The sequence below is a fragment of the Acinetobacter sp. FDAARGOS_494 genome, from assembly GCF_003812225.1.
GTDB lineage: Bacteria > Pseudomonadota > Gammaproteobacteria > Pseudomonadales > Moraxellaceae > Acinetobacter > Acinetobacter baumannii.
The window spans coordinates 365,084-384,621 of the sequence record NZ_CP033866.1; the positions used below are offsets into that span (position 1 = coordinate 365,084).

Annotated in this window: 18 protein-coding genes; 10 read left to right on the plus strand and 8 right to left on the minus strand. The window is 38.5% G+C overall.

What is annotated here, in order from left to right:
- Position 1: 1 nt before the first annotated feature.
- The 3 genes from mltB to EG365_RS01860 all read left to right on the plus strand — a co-directional run bounded on the left by mltB (position 2) and on the right by EG365_RS01860 (position 2,920).
- On the plus strand, positions 2-1,003 hold the full coding sequence (gene mltB / locus EG365_RS01850; protein ID WP_000951088.1) for a lytic murein transglycosylase B: 1,002 nt from the start codon (positions 2-4) through the stop codon (positions 1,001-1,003).
- A gap of 290 nt (positions 1,004-1,293) precedes the next feature.
- Positions 1,294-1,911 (plus strand): septal ring lytic transglycosylase RlpA family protein, encoded by a 618-nt coding sequence (locus EG365_RS01855; RefSeq protein WP_001177236.1) that lies wholly within the window; start codon positions 1,294-1,296, stop codon positions 1,909-1,911.
- A gap of 556 nt (positions 1,912-2,467) precedes the next feature.
- Positions 2,468-2,920 carry a DUF962 domain-containing protein gene (locus EG365_RS01860; protein WP_000835608.1) on the plus strand — a complete coding sequence of 151 codons (453 nt, stop codon included), beginning with the start codon at positions 2,468-2,470 and terminating at the stop codon, positions 2,918-2,920.
- 40 nt (positions 2,921-2,960) lie between these two features.
- Here the strand turns inward: EG365_RS01860 and EG365_RS01865 are convergent, their stop codons facing one another.
- The 6 genes from EG365_RS01865 to rpsB form a co-directional block, all read right to left on the minus strand.
- Entirely contained in the window at positions 2,961-3,278 is a 318-nt protein-coding gene (locus EG365_RS01865; RefSeq protein WP_000118659.1) for an AzlD domain-containing protein, read from the minus strand.
- A gap of 1 nt (position 3,279) precedes the next feature.
- Positions 3,280-3,996 (minus strand): AzlC family ABC transporter permease, encoded by a 717-nt coding sequence (locus EG365_RS01870; protein ID WP_001989255.1) that lies wholly within the window; start codon positions 3,994-3,996, stop codon positions 3,280-3,282.
- A gap of 93 nt (positions 3,997-4,089) precedes the next feature.
- Positions 4,090-4,914 carry a helix-turn-helix transcriptional regulator gene (locus tag EG365_RS01875; protein WP_000554500.1) on the minus strand — a complete coding sequence of 275 codons (825 nt, stop codon included), beginning with the start codon at positions 4,912-4,914 and terminating at the stop codon, positions 4,090-4,092.
- A 98-nt stretch (positions 4,915-5,012) separates the two neighbouring features.
- A complete protein-coding gene (locus tag EG365_RS01880; protein ID WP_000182519.1) occupies positions 5,013-5,498 on the minus strand; it encodes a DUF3465 domain-containing protein in 486 nt (161 codons plus the stop codon).
- A 65-nt stretch (positions 5,499-5,563) separates the two neighbouring features.
- Positions 5,564-6,439, minus strand: a complete 876-nt coding sequence (gene tsf, locus EG365_RS01885) for a translation elongation factor Ts (RefSeq protein WP_000125378.1) — start codon at positions 6,437-6,439, stop codon at positions 5,564-5,566.
- A gap of 137 nt (positions 6,440-6,576) precedes the next feature.
- On the minus strand, positions 6,577-7,329 hold the full coding sequence (gene rpsB, locus EG365_RS01890) for a 30S ribosomal protein S2 (RefSeq protein WP_001982118.1): 753 nt from the start codon (positions 7,327-7,329) through the stop codon (positions 6,577-6,579).
- Positions 7,330-7,538: 209 nt separating this feature from the next.
- Between rpsB and map the strand changes: the two genes are divergently transcribed.
- The 4 genes from map to EG365_RS01910 all read left to right on the plus strand — a co-directional run bounded on the left by map (position 7,539) and on the right by EG365_RS01910 (position 12,789).
- Positions 7,539-8,366 (plus strand): type I methionyl aminopeptidase, encoded by an 828-nt coding sequence (map, locus tag EG365_RS01895; protein WP_001089491.1) that lies wholly within the window; start codon positions 7,539-7,541, stop codon positions 8,364-8,366.
- Positions 8,367-8,570: 204 nt separating this feature from the next.
- Entirely contained in the window at positions 8,571-9,641 is a 1,071-nt protein-coding gene (locus EG365_RS01900) for an OmpW/AlkL family protein (RefSeq protein ID WP_000976520.1), read from the plus strand.
- 412 nt (positions 9,642-10,053) lie between these two features.
- Positions 10,054-11,400, plus strand: coding sequence for an MFS transporter (locus tag EG365_RS01905; protein ID WP_000097621.1), 1,347 nt, complete (start codon positions 10,054-10,056; stop codon positions 11,398-11,400).
- Between the two features lie 174 nt (positions 11,401-11,574).
- The gene (locus tag EG365_RS01910) at positions 11,575-12,789 is read left to right on the plus strand and encodes an MFS transporter (protein WP_000169417.1); all 1,215 of its coding nucleotides are present in this window, start codon (positions 11,575-11,577) and stop codon (positions 12,787-12,789) included.
- A 243-nt stretch (positions 12,790-13,032) separates the two neighbouring features.
- On the opposite strand, the gene sthA is transcribed toward EG365_RS01910, so the two are convergent.
- A complete protein-coding gene (gene sthA / locus EG365_RS01915; protein ID WP_001137505.1) occupies positions 13,033-14,445 on the minus strand; it encodes a Si-specific NAD(P)(+) transhydrogenase in 1,413 nt (470 codons plus the stop codon).
- Between the two features lie 196 nt (positions 14,446-14,641).
- On the opposite strand from sthA, the gene lipA reads away from it, so the two are divergent.
- The 3 genes from lipA to EG365_RS01930 all read left to right on the plus strand — a co-directional run bounded on the left by lipA (position 14,642) and on the right by EG365_RS01930 (position 18,891).
- The gene (gene lipA, locus EG365_RS01920) at positions 14,642-15,655 is read left to right on the plus strand and encodes a lipoyl synthase (protein ID WP_001289259.1); all 1,014 of its coding nucleotides are present in this window, start codon (positions 14,642-14,644) and stop codon (positions 15,653-15,655) included.
- A gap of 283 nt (positions 15,656-15,938) precedes the next feature.
- Positions 15,939-18,404 carry an acyl-CoA dehydrogenase gene (locus EG365_RS01925; RefSeq protein ID WP_000576654.1) on the plus strand — a complete coding sequence of 822 codons (2,466 nt, stop codon included), beginning with the start codon at positions 15,939-15,941 and terminating at the stop codon, positions 18,402-18,404.
- 103 nt (positions 18,405-18,507) lie between these two features.
- Positions 18,508-18,891 (plus strand): carboxymuconolactone decarboxylase family protein, encoded by a 384-nt coding sequence (locus EG365_RS01930; protein ID WP_000043121.1) that lies wholly within the window; start codon positions 18,508-18,510, stop codon positions 18,889-18,891.
- Between the two features lie 38 nt (positions 18,892-18,929).
- Here EG365_RS01930 and EG365_RS01935 read toward each other — a convergent pair whose 3' ends face one another.
- Positions 18,930-19,466 carry a cysteine peptidase family C39 domain-containing protein gene (locus EG365_RS01935; protein ID WP_001196986.1) on the minus strand — a complete coding sequence of 179 codons (537 nt, stop codon included), beginning with the start codon at positions 19,464-19,466 and terminating at the stop codon, positions 18,930-18,932.
- Positions 19,467-19,538: the final 72 nt, after the last annotated feature.

Sequence of the window (19,538 nt, forward strand, 5' to 3'; positions counted from 1 at the left end):
TATGTTGTCTCAATTTGTTAATAAAACTTTAAAAGTGCTTGCCTTGTGTACTGGCCTTATTAGCACAAGTCATTTTGCTCAGGCCAATGATTTTGTAACTCATCCTAACTATTTAAATTTTAAACAAAAAGCCATGAGCACTTATGGCTTAAGCGGTGAACAGGTTGACGCCGCTATGAATGGTGCAAAAAATTTACCAAACATTATAAATATTATGACTCGCCCTGGTGAAAGTAAGCCTTGGTACGACTATCGCTCTATGTTTTTAGTCGAAGGTACTATTCAACGTGGTGTCCGCTTTAAAAACCAATATGCCGATGCTCTCAATCGTGCTGAACAACAATTTGGTGTCTCTCAAGCGGTTATTCTAGGCATTTTAGGTGTTGAAACAGGTTATGGAGCCAATAAAGGCTCGTTTATTACTCGTGATGCACTTGCAACGTTAGCTTTTGGCTACCCACGCCGTGCTGAATATTTTGGCGATGAGTTAGCTGCTCTCATTGCATGGACTTACAAAGAAGGTTATCCAACCAATAGTATTGTAGGTTCTTATGCTGGTGCCATTGGCTTCCCGCAGTTTATGCCAAGCAACATTAGTAAGTACGGGGTCGACTTTGATGGTAATGGTCATATCGACCTACGAAACTCTGCAGAAGATGCGATTGGTTCAATCGCAAATTACTTAGCAAAACAAGGCTGGCAACGCGATCAACCTATTGGTTTTATGGCTCGTTACACAGGTTCAAATCCGGAAAGTATCATTGCTAAAGATTTGACCCAGCCCACTCCGTATGGTGCACTAAAAAATCAAGGGATTTCCCCTTTAAATCCGTTAGTCAAAATTGATGACTTAGATATGGTAAATGTTATTCAATTACAAGACTATAACGGTCCAATTTACTATTTAACCTATCCGAACTTTCAAGTAATTACGACTTATAACAAAAGCCGAATGTATGCGACTGCCGTATGGTTGTTAGGTACAGAAGTAGCTAGCCGATAGGCTAGCTTTTTGATGAGTTTATGTAAAAGTCAATAAATATTTTTGTTAAATCGATCACAATACAAACATTTTAAATACCTTGTTACATATTTGGTTATTTTTTAACCTAAAACTGTAAGTTTTTGCCCTTTTTGTAACTATTTCTCGTTAAAGACTAGACACTCTCCGTAAGCGATGAATATTATCCACCCCAATCAAGCAATTGCAAAAGTGAATAATTAGGCATGTTCACTTCAATTTTTAGCTCTTTGGCTAAATGAAAAAGTGCATGTTCTCAGGAGTTTATATAAATGCAGTTATCGCTGAAATACATTCTTGCACTGACGGCTAGTTTAAGCATGGCCCCACTGCACGCTGAAATGATGCAATCATCATCATTAAATAGCGATGTAGATGGTCCAAATGCAAATTTAGCTGCTCGTGTGTTGAGTAAAGATACTCAAAACTTTAATTCTCGTTTCTCTAACATTAACAGTCTTTCAATCACTGAACGTTCTGGCGATCAAATCCGTCGTCAAGCTATCGCAGCTAAAATTGAAATCCCTGAAGATGAGCCTTCAGTGATTGAAAAACTTAACACAGTAGCTTCAAATACTGTTCGTAAGTTTAGCCAAACTGGCATGGCATCGTGGTATGGTCGTCAATTTCATGGCCGTAAAACTGCAAGTGGTGAAACATTCGATATGAATGCACTTACTGCTGCTCACCGTAGCTTACCGCTTAACTGTTATATCCGTGTCACCAACAAAGACAATGGCAAAAGCGTAGTGGTAAAAGTAAACGATCGTGGTCCTTTCCATGGTAATCGTGTGCTTGATTTATCATACGGTGCAGCTAAACGCCTTGGTATTACCAATGCTGGTACTGCTAAAGTAAGTATTGAGCGTGTAGACGGTCCTACTTCATAAGCGATTACTCCTCGAGTTCATGAAAAAGCCACCAGTTAAGTTGTGGCTTTTTTAATATAAAAAGAGCAAAAAAAACCTATAAAAATTTTGTGTCTAGATTCGTTTTTTCATTACAAAAATGATTATTTTTTAACCCAAAAACACACTCATTTATTCTTTATCGATTTTTGCGCATATTTTTCGATTACAGCCATTTTAAAATAATTCCGCTACCCTAGTACCACTTTAGTCTAAAAAGAGTTGTTTAACGCGTTTTAAGACAAGATGAGTTGAGTATTTTTCTATTATTTTCCCATTCTTCATGAAAATGAGGTTTTTTTGAGGATTCGACTCTCTCAAAATCACAAATAAATAACCTGAAATTTTTGAGCTCATCCTCCCCTTTCTTCAGTGCTGTTTTTCATTTTTGTGCCGAAATGAATAAACTTTAAATTTTAGGCTTACTTGATTTAACAAACATGTCGATATACAACTTGTCTTGTCTCTCCCGATAACGAGAGGATAAAATATAAACAGAAAAAGAATGACTCAAAATTAGACAAGGAGAACAAGGTCTATGAAATCTATCGGTGAATGGTTTGATGAATATAGTGAAAGTCATCAAAACCCGATAAATAAGAAAATTCACTGGGTATGTGTTCCAGCTATTTTATTTTCGATTATTGGAATTATTGCTCACTTTAGTGCCTTACTCACCGCTTTACTCGTAGTACTGACCCTCATTTTTTATGCTCGGCTTGATCTTGTACTTGCAGTAGCAATGGCTGCTCTACTTGTTGTGATGGCATGGCTTATTTATGTTCTGCCAGTAGGTGTAGGATTTTATATTGCTCTTTTTGTGTTTGCCTGGATTGGACAATTTTATGGACATAAAGTTGAAGGAAAAAAACCTTCTTTCTTTAAAGATTTGCAATTTCTCTTGATTGGTCCGGTCTGGTGTATGGATGCTTATCTTGCAAAGATATTACCTCATTGGAAAAGCCGTCAAAAGAAACTGATTGCTCAATAAATTTTGAAGAAGCTGAATCCTAAAAAGATTCAGCTTTAACTTAATGATTTATTAGAAAATTTATAAAATAAAAAAATGCTAGGCTCAGCAGAACGCTCGGTAACACTTTTTTAAAATAGAAAGCCACGACAGTACAAAATATCGTTGCGTATAAGTAAGGATTATCTAAAAATCCTCTTAATTCATTATTTTCAAAAAAAATTACTGGAATACAAATAGCACTTAATAAACAAGGAGCTGAATAATTCAACATTTTATTCATAAGTACTGGTAATTTAACTTTTACATTTGGTTCTAAAAAATAATAACGATTAAAAAATACGATAGCTGCCAGTCCTAAAATCATGAGCCATGACATTTTATTTTTCTCCTATTTTATTTTCGACTATTACCGCAATAAACATCCCCAATAAACCAGAAATTAGAATGGCTCCTTCTATATGAAAATACTTAAGTACAAAACCACTGACACAAGTCATTAAAATGCCTGCCATTACAGGCTTCCCCTTACACATAGGAACAATCATGGCAACAAAAATAGCAATAATGGAAAAATCCAAATGATAATTTAATAAGTTAGGTAGCGCCGTTGCTAATAAAATACCAACTAAACTAAAAACCACCCAAAATAAATAAAAGCAAAGACCTGCTCCGAATAAGTATTGAGGATGTTTTTTCTCATTAGGAACACTTACTGCAAATAATTCGTCGGTAAGCAGAAACCCTAAAGTTAGTCTTTTTGAGAGAGGTAAAATAGAAACGTCATTCCTTAAAGTTAAAGCATAAATAAAATGTTGAGCAGTAAGAAAGAAAATAGTGACATAGATGGTTAATAACGATGCACCTTCCATCACCATGCTTAAACTTACTAATTGCGCAGCGCCAGCAAACACAATTCCTGACATCGCTAGTGCTTTATAAAATGATAAACCCGCATGAATTGCCATTGATCCAGCTAAAATAGCCCATGGTATAACCGAAATAGATAGTGGCAATATATCTATCGCTCCTCGTAAAAAAAGATGCGGTGGTCGGCTTTTAGAAAATCTAATAGATTGATTTAAATGAGTATTCATCCCTAGACATCTATAACAGTTATTATTTATAGATTTTCTGGTATTTAGCTCAGCTTCGCTTGAACAAAATTGCGGTTAGCACTGCAAATAAATTTAAAGATTAAGACTCGCCACATATTGGGTTGGTGTAACACCCATCGCCTTTTTAAAATGACGATTAAAATGGCTTTGATCAGAAAAACCACATTGCTGTGCAACCATTACAATTTGAACGCCTTGTTTTAATAATTGTCTCGCTTTTTGCAAACGCGCCTGTACTAACCATGCATGAGGCGGTAAACCCACATGTTTTTTAAATTGTCTTAAAAAATGCCATGCACTTAACCCGACCATATCAGCCAATTCCTGCAAAGAAAAATTCTTTTCAGGCATATCAGCTAACAAATCTTTAACTTTTAATACTTTTGAATAAGCTTCTGGCAACTCGCAAAAGGTGTGTCTTGACTTACCATGACGTACCATTAAGCAGGCTAATGTTGATAAATACATGGTTTCTTTAAGCAAAAAATTGTCTTTTTGTTCTAATAAATCAAATAATAAACAGAGTTGTTGAGATAATCCCAAGTCCTGAATTACAGCTTGCGGAAACCAAGGTGCCCCATGGCCTTGCTCAAAAAAATCTTGGCTTACTTCAGCAAGCATTTCGGGTGTAGGATAGATTGCACGGTAACGCCAGCCCGATTCAACAGCAGATGAGCCTGTGTGAATTTCATCTGCATTAACCAAAATAATGTCACCTTTAGGAGCAACATGTAGTTGACCCGTCCTAAAAAAAGACTGAGCACCCTCTTCAATGACACCAATACAATATCCTTCATGAGTATGCTTTGAAAATTGTGTTTGGTGATAATGAGCTTTTAATAATTCTAAACCGCCCAACTCTCGCAAATGCAAGTAGTCAGCCTGTTCCCGGTGCATATATACATCTCATCTATTTATCTACAAAAAAACATAGCATGTTTTAAAAAGATGCATAGAACAAAATTGCTGTTATGCGGAAATGGATATCCTATTTTCTATTGGTAAATACGACCATTATGTTTCAACCAACCATTTTCATGGCGGTTCTGTGGATCATGATGCGTCCAATGTAATACTCCACCTTTTTCGTTATATTCATATTCCCCGTTAAATTCGACAATATCACCCTTTCTTAAATCTTCAATTTTTGGTGCTAAACCAATATTATGTGCTACTAAAATTGAAAGTCCATTTTTTAATATCAGAATAAATTTCTGGTGTCTCGACCCATCATTATCTTCTTTTAAGATTGCTTTTACTCGACCACTACCCTGCACTTGAACGTTACTTTCTCTACGTTCATAAGCAGCCTTTATGGTATCTACTCCATCATTTGAAAACGTCGTTTCAGTACGCTGATTCGCAGGTATGCTTGATGATGGTGTCGAATTGTTTTTATGCCCAGATAAGTCCAGACCCAAATATGCAGCAATCAATAAAACAATTATGCCGCCAATACCTAGATTCTTTTTATTTGTCATCTTTATATTCCGTTTTCAACAGAGATAAAAAAAGCCCCATAGGGGGCTTTTTTTGAAGATACGAATTACTTCGCAGCAGCTTGAGCAGCAGCAACTTCTTCAGCAAAGCTAAGTTCAGCTTTTTTCTCGATACCTTCACCAACTTCGAAACGTACGAAGTTAGCAACATTTGTACCAGTCGCTTTTAATACGTCAGCAACTTTTTTCTCGTTGTCGATAACGTACATTTGACGGTCAAGAGCAACTTCGTTTAAGTATTTCTCAACAGAACCAGTTACCATTTTCTCAACGATGTTCGCTGGTTTACCAGATTCTAACGCTTTCGCTTCAGCAATTTCTTTCTCTTTAGCGATAAGGTCAGCTGGAACAGCTTCAGCATTTACTGCTACTGGGTTGAATGCAGCAACGTGCATTGCAATACCTTTACCAGTGTCAGCATCACCAGTATAAGAAACTACAACACCGATTTTTAAACCGTGTTTATAGATAGCCAATTGTTCGCCTTCAACGATTTTCGCACGACGAACTTGGATGTTTTCACCGATTTTTTGAACAAGCGCGATACGAGCTTCTTCAACTGATTGGCCATCAGCTAATTTTAATTCAGCAATTTTAGCAGCATCAGTTTCGCCAGCAGCTAATGCAGCAGCAGCAACTGTGTGTGCAAAGTTAGAGAAGTTTTCGTCTTTAGCAACGAAGTCAGTTTGACAGTTTACTTCAACTAAGATCGCTTTATTACCGTCTTGAACGATAGTGATTGCACCGTCAGCAGCAATGTTGCCAGCTTTTTTAGCAGCTTTAGCTTGACCAGATTTACGAAGGTTATCAATAGCAAGTTCGATGTCACCGTTCGCTTCTGTTAATGCTTTTTTGCATTCCATCATTGCAAGACCAGTACGGTCACGTAATTCTTTTACCATGCTTGCAGTAATTGCAGTCATGTTGATCTCCTAAAATCGGTAGAAAATAAATCTGTTCAACAAAAACGGCCCAAAGAAACTCTGGGCCGTTTGCACTCTCGACGCTTAATTTGCCACCATTACATGTCGCAAAAATGACAAGCCTGCGTCAAAACGCATTAAGCCTCAGAAGCGTCTTTCGCAGCGTCATCGCCTTTTGCTTGAGCGTTCGCTTGAGATTGAGCGTATTCTTTACCAGCAAGAATTGCATCAGCCATAGCTGAAGCATATAAAGTTACTGCACGGATCGCATCGTCGTTACCAGGAATAACGTAATCTACGTTGTCTGGGTTAGAGTTTGTATCAACGATACCGATAACAGGAATACCTAAGTTTTTCGCTTCTTTGATTGCAATCGCTTCGTGATCAACGTCGATTACAAATAATGCGTCAGGTAAACCACCCATGTTTTTAACGCCGCCTAAAGAGCGCTCAAGTTTTTCCATCTCACGAGTACGTTCTAAAGCTTCACGTTTAGTAAGCTTAGCAAAAGTACCGTCTTGAGATTGAGTTTGAAGATCTTTTAAACGGTTGATAGATTGGCGAAGTGTTTTCCAGTTCGTCAACATACCACCTAACCAACGGTGATCTACGTATGGTTGACCAGCGCGTTGAGCTTGTTCACGGATGATGTTAGAAGCAGCACGTTTTGTACCAACGAACAAAACTTTGTTCTTTTTGCTTGCTAATTGGTTAGCGAAGTTCAAAGCATCATTTAACGCAGGAACAGTGTGCTCAAGGTTGATGATGTGAATTTTGTTACGCGCGCCAAAAATGTATTGACGCATTTTTGGGTTCCAGAAACGAGTTTGGTGACCAAAGTGCGCACCTGCTTGAAGAAGGTCGCGCATGCTTACGTTGTAATCTGCCATTTTCTTTACCTTAAAAGTTGGGTTAGGCCTCCATATATCCGCATTCTCCACCTTTTTACGGGCACCCAGAGTAATGTGACGATATATGTGCGGATTTTTACTCCACCTATCAAAATTCTTCGTAAAAGATATTCACGAAAAGCATTTGATAAAATGGGCGGCTATTTATACCATAGACGCTTGTAAATTACCAAAAGTTTTTAGAGATCATGAACAGTACTTATACAGCTCCACGTCGATTAATCAAAACTCCAGATGAAATTGAAAAAATGCGCATTGCAGGACGACTGGCGGCTGAAGTTCTAGATATGATCAAGCCGCATATTAAAGCTGGTGTAAGCACACTCGAGCTTGATACGATTTGTCGTAATCATATTGAAAATGTACAGCACGCTATTCCGGCCTGTGTAGGTTACGGTGGTGCGCCAGGACGCCCTGCTTTTCAACACTCTATCTGTACTTCGGTTAACCATGTTGTATGTCATGGTATTCCTTCTGAAAATAAAATCTTAAAAAACGGCGATATCCTTAACATCGACGTGACCGTCATTAAAGATGGTTATCATGGCGATACCAACATGATGTATATCGTGGGTGGTGAAACTTCTATTCTGGCAAATCGTTTATGTAAAGTAGCTCAAGAAGCGATGTATCGTGGAATGGCAACAGTTAGAGATGGTTCGTATTTAGGCGATATTGGACATGCCATCCAAAAATATGTCGAATCAGAACGTTTTAGCGTAGTACGTGAATATTGTGGTCATGGCATTGGTACCGTTTTCCATGATGAACCTCAAGTGTTGCACTATGGCCAAGCTGGTACGGGTATGCGTTTAGAAGCTGGTATGACTTTCACTATTGAACCTATGGTAAATGCCGGTGTTTGGCAAACCAAATTGCTTGGTGACAAATGGACAGTTGTAACCAAAGACCATAAACTTTCAGCTCAATATGAACATACTATTTTAGTCACTAAAACAGGGATTGAAGTATTAACAGCTCGCCCAGAAGAAGATCTTTCACGCTTCAATCAATAATTTAATCAAAATTAATAAAAGGCTACTTTATGTAGCCTTTTCTTTTTTATTTTGTACTTTTTATTAATAAATATTTCCAAATATAAACAAATATTTCAAAAAAATTACAATTATTAATTTTTAATACACAATTATTTCAATAAAACGCGTTATGGTGGGCTCAATAAAAATCAGTAAACAAATGCTCGGACATGGAGTCCTTTTATGATGAAAAAGTCATTATTTTGTATGACAGCTGCCTTATTTGCTCTGCCAACAGTCACTTCCGCCGCTTCCCCATATTTTAGTTTAAAAGATGGTGATGGTTTCAAACGTTTTTCAGTCTCAGCTGGTCCTTTATATGTCAAACCAACAGGAAAAGCCCAGCCTTTTAGGATTAACACTTCTGTTAAGGAAAATGAGCAATCTAAGGTCGGAGATATTAAAGTAAAAACTATTCAAGACAATATTTCCGATAGTAATAGTAATGTCGTTCTTGAAGAACTTATTGATGTTATTGGTTTAGGTACTGATACTATTCCCGCATGGTTAAGTGGAACAGCTGAAATTCGCGGTTTGAGTCAATGGGAGGCTGAGAATACGGGCTTAGAAGCAGATGATGTAACTACTCTCGGTCTTATGACAAATTACTTTTTTACAGATAATATTTCATTAGAAGTAAAAGCAGGGATTCCGCCTAAAGTCGATCTACAAGGTAAAGGTAAGATTTATGCACCTTTTTCCGCTACTGCAAAACCTGCTGGTGGAATTCTTGGTTCTATGGAACTTGAAAATAATATTTTTATTACCGATCTTGAAGCACATGGGAGTGCGGCATCAGCTCGAGCTTGGACACCAGCATTTGAATTACAATATCACTTTGGCAAAACTGGCGTAAATAAATTCAGACCTTATGTTGGACTAGGTGTGATGTATGCATATTTCAATGAATTAGAAATAAATCCTGAAATTGAAAATGACTTAGTAAATGCTGGGCATATGATTGTCAATATTAAAGATGGTAAATCGGGTGCTGCTTTAGAAAGAAAAACTAGCTCTGGTGATCCTAAAGTAGATCTTGAGGCATCCGACGCAATTGCACCCGTAGCAACTTTAGGTTTCACCTATGACTTTAATGACAAATGGTATGCTGTTGGCTCTGTGTCTTATGCTCACTTAAAAACGGATACAACTATTACAGTCAATGATGCCAAGTACGGTGAGTTAATTAATGCAAAAGCAGATATCGAAATTAATCCAATATTAGGTTATGCCGGTATTGGTTACCGATTCTAAATCTCAAAAGCACACAAGCTATAAAAGCTTTACTTAAGCTTTTATAGCTTTTTATTTATCCTGCCAAAATTGCTTCTTTTTAAACCAAAATGCCAAAAAAATGAGCATTTTTTAGGATCATGTTTACTAAGTTCAACCTTCTTTATTTTTTATTAACACCTCTTCTTTTAATTCCTTTTCTCTAATGATTTTTATGTTAGACAACTAACCTAATAAAATTAAAAACTAAGATTTTCCTTTTAGTAAAAATTATCTTTTGGCACGCCCTTTGCTTTATTTATGACATGATGAATCAATGGCGATTCAATGGATAAACCAAGACGGCCAAAGATGTCCGCTCTGATCGGTATGCAAATAGACAATTCATTTTGTCGTGCAAATTAAAATTTCGTTCAGTTCAGGGGGACGGCGTATGTCTTCAAATATTAATTTAGATGCAAAAAAAGCGACTGAAATTAAATTATTCAGTTTTTCAACCCCAGCTATGCGTGCTTTCCACATGACTTGGCTCGCGTTCTTTGTCTGCTTCTTCGCATGGTTTGCTTGCGCTCCATTAATGCCCGTTATTAAAGGTGAGTTCGGCTTAACCAAAGATCAAATTGCCAATATTAATATTGCCGCCGTTGCAATTACAATTTTAGTGCGGCTTGCTGTCGGACCACTTTGTGATAAATATGGTCCGCGTATTACTTACACCACCCTTCTCTTACTTGGCAGTATTCCTGTATTTGGTGTTGCCGCTGCCAACAGCTATGAATCTTTTCTTTTCTTCCGTTTACTCATCGGTGCAATTGGCGCAAGCTTTGTCATTACGCAATATCATACCAGTATCATGTTTGCACCAAATGTCGTAGGCACAGCAAATGCAGCTGCTGCGGGTTGGGGTAATGCTGGCGGTGGTGCAACACAAGCTCTAATGCCTTTATTACTCGGTGCAATTGTAATGTTCGGTGTCGAGCAAACTATGGGTTGGCGCGTTGCATTAATCGTACCAGGCGTAATGATGGTAATTGTTGGGGTTCTTTACTGGAAACTTACCCAAGATTGTCCTCAAGGAAACTTTAAAGAAGTTCGTGCACAAGGTATTGAGGTGGGTAGCGGTAAAAAGGGTGGCATGGCAATCTTAATGCAAGCGGCTCGTAACTACCGTGTCTGGATTTTATTCCTCGCTTATGGTGCTTGCTTTGGTATTGAAATTTTCATCCATAATGTTGCGGCAATGTACTATGTTGACCAATTCAAAATGGATTTAAAAACAGCAGGGTTAACCGCAGGTATATTTGGTCTTCTTGCCTTATTTGCACGTGCATTAGGTGGTATTATTTCCGATAAAGTCGCACTTAAAAAAGGTTTAGACGGACGTACTAAAGTGCTTGTACTGATGATTTTAGGCGAAGGTTTATTCTTAATACTCTTCTCTCAAATGAACGTCGTAGCTCTTGCAATTATTTCCATGACAGTTTTTGCATTGTTTACCCATATGGCTTGCGGAGCAACATATGCACTAGTCCCTTTTATTGACCGAAATGCATTAGGCGGCGTCGCAGGTATTATTGGCGCAGGTGGAAATGTGGGCGCAGTAGCAGCTGGTTTCTTACTAAAAGGCGTACTTGATATTCAAACTTGTCTATTTATTTTAGGTGGACTGGTTATGGTTGCAGGCTGTAGTGTAATTTTGATTCGCTTCACAACCGAGCACAAAGAAAAAGAAAAAGTACTTTTTGAACAGGCTCTACTTGAACGCAATTCCGCAGCCTAATTCTGATAAGAAGCAGAAATCAAAAATGATTTTTGCTTCTTCCCCTCTCTCATAATAGTCCACAATCTCTAAGATACTTTTTAACTTTTCTTAAAATAATTTTATAGATATATCGATATTATTCGATATATCTTCTACAATGATTTATCACATTCTTATAATTTTCTACTCACAATGACTAAAACAAGCCATCAGTTTTCTCAATCACTCATTTATATGCTCATTGGAAGTGCCATTATTTTGGCTTTGTCACTAGGTGTACGACATGGTTTTGGGCTTTATTTAGTCCCGATGAGTCATGAGTTCGGTTGGGGACAGCATGTCTTTAGTCTCGCAATTGCCATGCAAAATCTAATCTGGGGTGCAGTTCAGCCTTTTACTGGGGCAATTGCAGATAAATATGGCAGTAAAGTTGTGGTAACAGTCGGCGGATTACTTTATACCCTTGGCTTACTCTTAATGGCTTTTAGCTCAAGTGTACTCATTTTGAATTTAAGCTTAGGTCTTATTATTGGTTTAGCTTTATCAGCAACCTCATTTACAGTTTTGCTTAGCGCAGTAGGCCGAGCTGCTCCACCAGAAAAAAGAAGTATGGCAATGGGTATTGCCAGTGCAGCCGGTTCTTTTGGCCAATTTATTATGCTGCCTTCCACCCTTCTTTTACTTAAAACAGTGGGGTGGTCGTCAGCTTTAATGGTAAGTGCGCTATTAATCGCTCTTATTATTCCTCTAGCATGGATGTTAAAAGGGCCAAGCAACCAAACCCCAAAAGCAATTGCCCAACCTCAGCTCACCTTTAAACAAGTACTGAATATTGCTAGAAAACATAAACCTTTTTGGTGGTTAGCTTTAGGCTTTTTAGTATGTGGCTTCCAAGTTGTCTTTTTGGGTGTTCACCTACCAGGTTATTTAATCGACCACGGCTTTGATGCCGCTACAGGTACGGTGTTTCTTGCTTTAGTCGGATTATTTAATATCGTAGGGACTTATGGCGCAGGCTGGTTAGGAGATCGTTTCTCGAAACCTAAGTTATTAATGGCACTTTATGGTAGCCGCGGCATCGCAATCATTGCTTTCTTATTGTTACCTCTAAGCACTTATACAGTATATGCTTTCGGTATTATCATGGGGCTTCTATGGCTTTCTACGGTTCCTCTCACCAATGGTATCGTGGCAAATATGTTTGGTGTTAAATACCTTTCAATGTTAAGTGGTATTGTATTTTTCACCCATCAAGTCGGGTCTTTCTTTGGTGGTTGGCTTGGTGGTGTTAACCATGATTTAACAGGTAATTACAATGTGATTTGGCTCTGTTCTATCGCATTGAGCATATTAGGGGTAATCGTACATTTCTTTGTAAATGAGGAGGCTGTTATTCATGACGCATAATGCCGTACTTTTGAAAACAATTATGACTTTCCTCATCTTAGCTCTTCTGGTTTTTTCTATTGTTTTATGGAAACAGACGCCTGATTTGTTTGAATATTTTAATCAAGCATTTTGTGCACACTAAAGAGATGAGACGCTGAAATCACTCTGTACATTGTCATAAAAATATAAAAAACATATGGTCTAATAAAAATAAAAAAGCCCGCAAGTTTGTGGGCTTTTTCATGAAAAACTTATTTAAAATCAAAATAAACGATTCATACCATTAAGTGCAGCTACACGGTATGCTTCAGCCATTGTTGGATAGTTAAATGTCGTTTCAACAAAATATTTCAAAGTATTGTTTGGGCTGTGCATAACTGCTTGTCCAATGTGGATAATTTCAGCAGCATTATTACCAAAACAGTGAATACCTAAAATTTCCAAAGTGTCACGATGGAAAAGAATCTTCAACTCACCTACTGTATCACCGGTAATTTGTGCACGAGCTAAATGACGGAAAGAAGCCTGACCGACTTCATACGGAATTTTCTCTTCCGTTAATTCCTGTTCATTCTTACCAATAGATGAGATTTCCGGAATGGTATAAATACCTGTAGGGATATCACGTACTGGCTTAGCATCTTCACCACTCATGTTTGCACCAGCACAGCGCCCTTGGTCATAGGCAGCCGAAGCAAGTGAAGGCCAACCAATCACGTCACCAGCAGCATAGATGTTTTCAACTTCAGTTTGATATTGATCATTTACAGAAAGTTGACCACGACTATTTGGTACTAAACCAACATTTTCAAGACCTAAACCTTCTGTGTTACCTGAACGACCATTACACCAAAGAATCGCATCAGCTTTAATCTTTTTACCACTTTGTAAATGTAGAACAACGTGGTCATCAAATGTTTCAAGATGATCCATTTGTTCATTGTGACGAATCAACACGCCCTGTTCACGTAAGTGATAAGACAAAGCATCGGCGATTTCATCATCTAGATAACTTAAGAGTTTTTGTTGAGTATTGATCAAGTCAACTTTATGGTCTAAACCAATAAAGATTGAGGCATATTCACAGCCAATAACACCTGCGCCGTAAATAATGATTTTTTGAATTGAGTAATCAAGATCAAGAATTTTGTCCGAATCAAATACGCGTGGGTGGTCAAAATCAAGACCTTGCGGATGATAAGGACGACTACCTGTCGCGATCACGATTTGCTTACAGATAATTGTTTCTTTAATGCCTTCGTGGCTAAAAACTAAAACTGTATTTTTGTCTTGAATATATGCACGACCGTGGAAGACACCAATTTTGTTACGGTCATAAAAGCGCGTATGAGTATCAACCTGTTGTTGAATCACTTTGTGTGCATTACGCAAGACCTGCTTCATAGTGAACTGTTTCCATTCACCTACTTTTTGAAACATTGGATCACGCTGATAGCGAATAATGCTAGAAACTGTTTGACGTAATGCTTTACTTGGAATGGTTCCTACGTGTGCACAGTTACCACCGAGTTGATCACGTACATCTACAATTGCAACACGCTTACCAGCTTTTGCAAGCTTCATTGCCGCGCCTTCACCTGCAGGTCCAGAACCGAGAACTACCGCATCGTACTTAACGAAATTCCCACTAACGACCTCTTTTTTACGTGGCATTGAAAGCTCCTTCCTCTGTTGAATGACCATATTTTATAATAAATTATGGCTAATATGCGGTGAATTTATGTATTTCTCAACCCTATATTTCTGAATAGCCACATTTATTATATGAATAGTTATTTTCCGCTATTACTTGTAGAAGTCCGCTATAATACAATGTCAATGTCTCTATAAACGAGTGGAAAAGTTAAATATGTCAGAACACCGTAAACCTGAACAGGGTGTAAAACTTCGTGGCGCAGAAAAAGTCGCAAGAATTCCTGTAAAAGTTGTACCTACGGTTGAAGTGCCGCGTAAACCTGACTGGATTCGTGTCAAGATGACGGCACCAGAAGAAGTTCAGCGTATTAAAACAACTTTACGTGCTCAAAAACTCCATACCGTTTGTGAAGAAGCAGCTTGTCCTAACCTTCCAGAATGCTTTGGCGGTGGTACAGCAACATTCATGATCATGGGTGATATTTGTACACGTCGTTGCCCTTTCTGTGACGTAGCGCATGGTCGTCCAAATGCATTGGACCCTGATGAACCACGCCACATGGCAGAGACAATTGCCAATCTTAAGCTCAAATATGCAGTAATCACTTCAGTTGACCGTGATGACTTGCTTGACGGCGGTGCACAACATTTTGTGGACTGTATTAAAGAAGCTCGCGCACTTAGCCCAAATACATTACTTGAAATTTTAGTACCAGACTTCCGTGGACGTATGGATATTGCTTTACGCATTATGACCGAATGTCCACCAGACGTATTTAACCACAACATTGAGACTGTACCTCGTCTATATAAAGCGATGCGTCCAGGTTCAGATTATCAGCACTCTTTAAACCTATTAAAAATGTTTAAAGAATACTGCCCAGACATCCCAACAAAATGTGGTTTGATGGTGGGTATTGGTGAAACTGAAGAAGAAGTCATTGCATTGCTTGATGACTTACGTGCTCACGATGTCGACTATGTCACTATTGGTCAATACTTGCAGCCTTCTAAACAGCATGCACCAATTGACCGTTTTGTAACACCAGAAGAATTTGAACGTTATGCAGAGCATGGCCGTAAACTTGGCTTTAGAAATATTTGGTCTGCACCAATGGTTCGTTCAAGCTATTTTGCTGATCGCCAATACTATGGTGAACCTGTTCCTGAAGTTCGTCGCAAGGTAGATCCTGCGAAAAAAATTGCGGTACAAGCAATCGAAGCTTAACACTTCATAAGTATTAAAAAGGCCTTCAGATTATGAGGGCTTTTTTATTTATACAAGAAAATCAATAACATTTCTTGACAAATCGATAAAACAAGCCATTACACTTTCATTCAAAAATATTTTATACTTAAAAGCACGATATATCCCTGCTCTAGCATATACATCAATTGCGACATAAAAAATCAAATTTAAACAGCATTAAAAAATTCGCTAGTTAAGCCTTAAATCTCTCCTCGCTTTTTTATTATTTCTAACTTGAGGGCTTATTTAGCAAGGAGCAAGTATGATTTTCCTACTCTTTGTTTTAAGTATTGTCATTCAGCTTGTTGCAATATGGGCAATTTTCTTTTTTAACCTAAATAGAGTCACTGGTAGTGTTATTACGATTGCTGTAGCCATACTTACTGCTTTCATTTTAACGCCGTGGGCATTACTTTTAGGGATTCCCCTTATTGCACTTAGCATTATTATTTTGTTTAAACCTTTACGGTTTAACTTAATTACCCAACCTGCATATAAAACTCTGGCCAACTCAATGCCGAGCATCAGTACCACTGAACAAGAAGCCTTAGAAGCAGGAACAAGCTGGTGGGAAAAAGAGTTATTTATGGGGGCTCCAGATTGGTCGCAATTTGAAAAATATCCCTATCCTACACTTTCACCAGAAGAACAAAGTTTTATCGATAATGAAGTTGAAGTGCTATGTAGCATGCTGGATGAATGGGAAATTCACCATCAATTAAAAGACCTTCCTCCTGAAGTTTGGCAGTTCATTAAAGATAAAGGCTTCTTGGGTCTTATTATTCCAAAATCCTTTGGTGGTAAAGAGTTCAGCTCATTTGCTCAAAGTCGCATTATGAGCAAAATTGCCTCGCGTTCATTAACTGCTGCGGTGAGTTGTATGGTTCCTAACTCATTAGGACCCGGTGAATTACTCATGCATTACGGTACAGATGCGCAAAAGCAGCAATATCTACCGGGACTTGCTAAAGGTGAAGAAATTCCATGCTTTGGTTTAACCAGTCCGGAAGCAGGTTCAGATGCAGGTGCAATTCCAGATTCGGGTGTAGTCTGCTATGGCGAATATGAAGGTGCTCAAGTTCTTGGGCTGCGCATGAATTTCTCTAAACGTTGGATTACGCTCGCTCCAATTGCCACAGTGGTCGGTCTAGCATTTAAACTTTATGACCCCGAAGGTTTACTTGGAGATAAGACTAAAACTGAGTACGGGATTACCTGTGCTTTAATTCCAGCCAATCATGCAGGCGTAAAAATAGGTGCACGACACTATCCGGGCTCTCCATTCATGAATGGGACAGTAGAGGGTGAAGATGTCTTCATTCCAATTGACTGGATTATTGGCGGACAAGAAAATGCTGGTAAAGGCTGGCGCATGCTGATGGAATGCTTAGGTGTTGGCCGAGGTATTTCACTGCCCGCATTAGCCACGGCCGCAGGTGAAATGAGCTATCTCACTGTCGGTGCTTTTGCAAGAATTCGTCAACAGTTCAATATTTCTGTCGGCAAATTTGAAGGTGTACAAGAAGCAAGCAGTGAAATTGCCAGCGATGCCTATATGCTTGAAGCATTCCGTTATTTAGTGACGTGTGGTCTAAACCAAGGTGGAACCCCTGCTGTAATGACTGCCATGGCAAAATACTATGCAACTGAAACGATGCGTAAAGTGGTTAATCACGGAATGGATATTGCTGGAGGACGTGCAATTCAACTTGGGCCACGCAATTTCCTTGCTCTCACCTATCAAGCGATTCCAATTGCTATTACAGTAGAAGGTGCAAATATTTTAACCCGCTCATTGATGATTTTTGGTCAAGGCTCAATGCGCTGTCACCCTTATCTTTTTGAAGAATTGCAATTACTTCAGTCTGACGACAAAGCCAATGCCGTACAAAAATTCGATGATTTGTTGTTTAAACATTTAGCCTATACCTTTAACCGCGGTGCAAGATCATTTGCTTATGGTTGGACAGGTGGTTCGAGTGATGCGCCTCAGTCAGCAGATCAATTCACTGCAAGTTACTATAAAACCATCAATCGTTTTAGCGCCAATTTTTCACTTGTTTCCGATATGGCACTAGGATTACTCGCAGGAGATCTAAAGCGTAAAGAAATGCTATCAGGCCGCTTAGCAGATATTCACGCGCACTTGTTTATTGCCACTGCAATTTTAAAATATTATGAGGCTGGACAAAAAACTGAAGCTGAACAACTTCATGCCAAACTAGCACTGCAAAAAGCATTCTTGAATATTCAGGAAGCATTTTGGGGACTATTTGACAACTTCCCAGCCAAGCTTCCAGCAGCATTTATCAAATGGATATGCTTCCCGTTAGGTCGTGTGATTTCAAAACCTGACGATGAGTTAAAACAACAAGTTGCTGAACTCATGATGGAAGAACATCCGTTTAGAGTGCAACTCAAACGCCATGTGTACTATTCAACTGAACCTAATGATGTCACTGGCCGTCTAGAGCACACGTTCCAAATGTTAAGAACCATTGAACCGCTTTGGGATAAGTTTAAGAAAGCTGAATCCAAAGGCAAGTTTACGGGTCTTACTTTTGAAGAGAATATTGCGCAAGCGATAAAAGAAGGCTTTATTTCTGAAAGCGAAGCTCAACAATTATTGCAGTACAACGCAATTCGATTCGATAGCATGCTTACCGATGTTTTTGATGAAAAGTTAAATAAAGACCTACCTTTGTCAAACCCTCATCAAATAGTGTGACTGGTGCCTCCACCAATTCACTATTGCAATCATTTTTGATTCGCATTAATTAATAAATAACCATAAAAGCGTCACTCGACGCTTTTATTTTTAGGAGAAATTAATGTCTAAGCAAGATTACGAAAATGGATTAAAAGTACGCACAGAAGTGATGGGAGAAGCTTTTGTAAAACGTGCCCAAGAAAATACCGTGCCCTTTACCCAGCCTTTACAAGACTGGATTAATGAACATGCATGGGGATCAACTTGGCAACGTGAAGGTGTGCTGCCACGTAAATATCGCTCATTAATCACTTTGGCAATGTTAACTGCACTCAAATCACCAACAGAACTCAAGGGTCATGTTCGTGGTGCACTCAACAATGGTTGTACAGTTGAAGAAATTCAGGAAACTTTATTGCATAGCCTGCCATATTGCGGTGCCCCTGCTACTCAGGAAGCTTTCCGGGCTGCGTTAGAAGTCATTCAAGAATATCAACAACAATAACTTCAGTATGAGCCAGCACTTTACTGGCTCATTTAAGTTTAATTCAATTTAGTCGAATGAATATTTAAATTACGGTCACCAATTACGACAGCCTGACGGCAAATACCTTCTGCTTTACGTTGATTCTCAAAAACTGCTGCCGACATCGGCTCAAAACTATCAAAAAAGCAGATTTCATTTTGATCTATAGAATAAATGAGCGACTGATTCCCTACCCCTTCTAAAGTGTCGTAGTACACAATCACCATTTTTCCATTTTGAGTCTCTGTTTGAATATCTTGATAGCTCAGCGCTGGCCCAGTTGGTATTTTTAATATCTTTGCTTCTTTATAGCTCATGCGTTCGCTTGGGCTAATGTTAGGATCATGATCTGAGTGAAATGACACCTCAAAGCCCAACTTTTTTAAAGCAACGGCTAAAGCAATCGTATAAGTTCCTTCATCGTCATAGCGGCAAACTTTAATCAGCTCAGCAACATCAATTTGTACTCCATGATGTTGAAGTACCATCCAAACTGCAAAAAGGCCACAGTTCGCTTCGAGGTTTGCCAAAGATTCGGGAATATTTAAGGCCATAATTTAAATCTAAAGTCGTAATTACGCAGATAATAAACAAAACTGGATTGGCACTAAAAGCTTTTCCAAGTA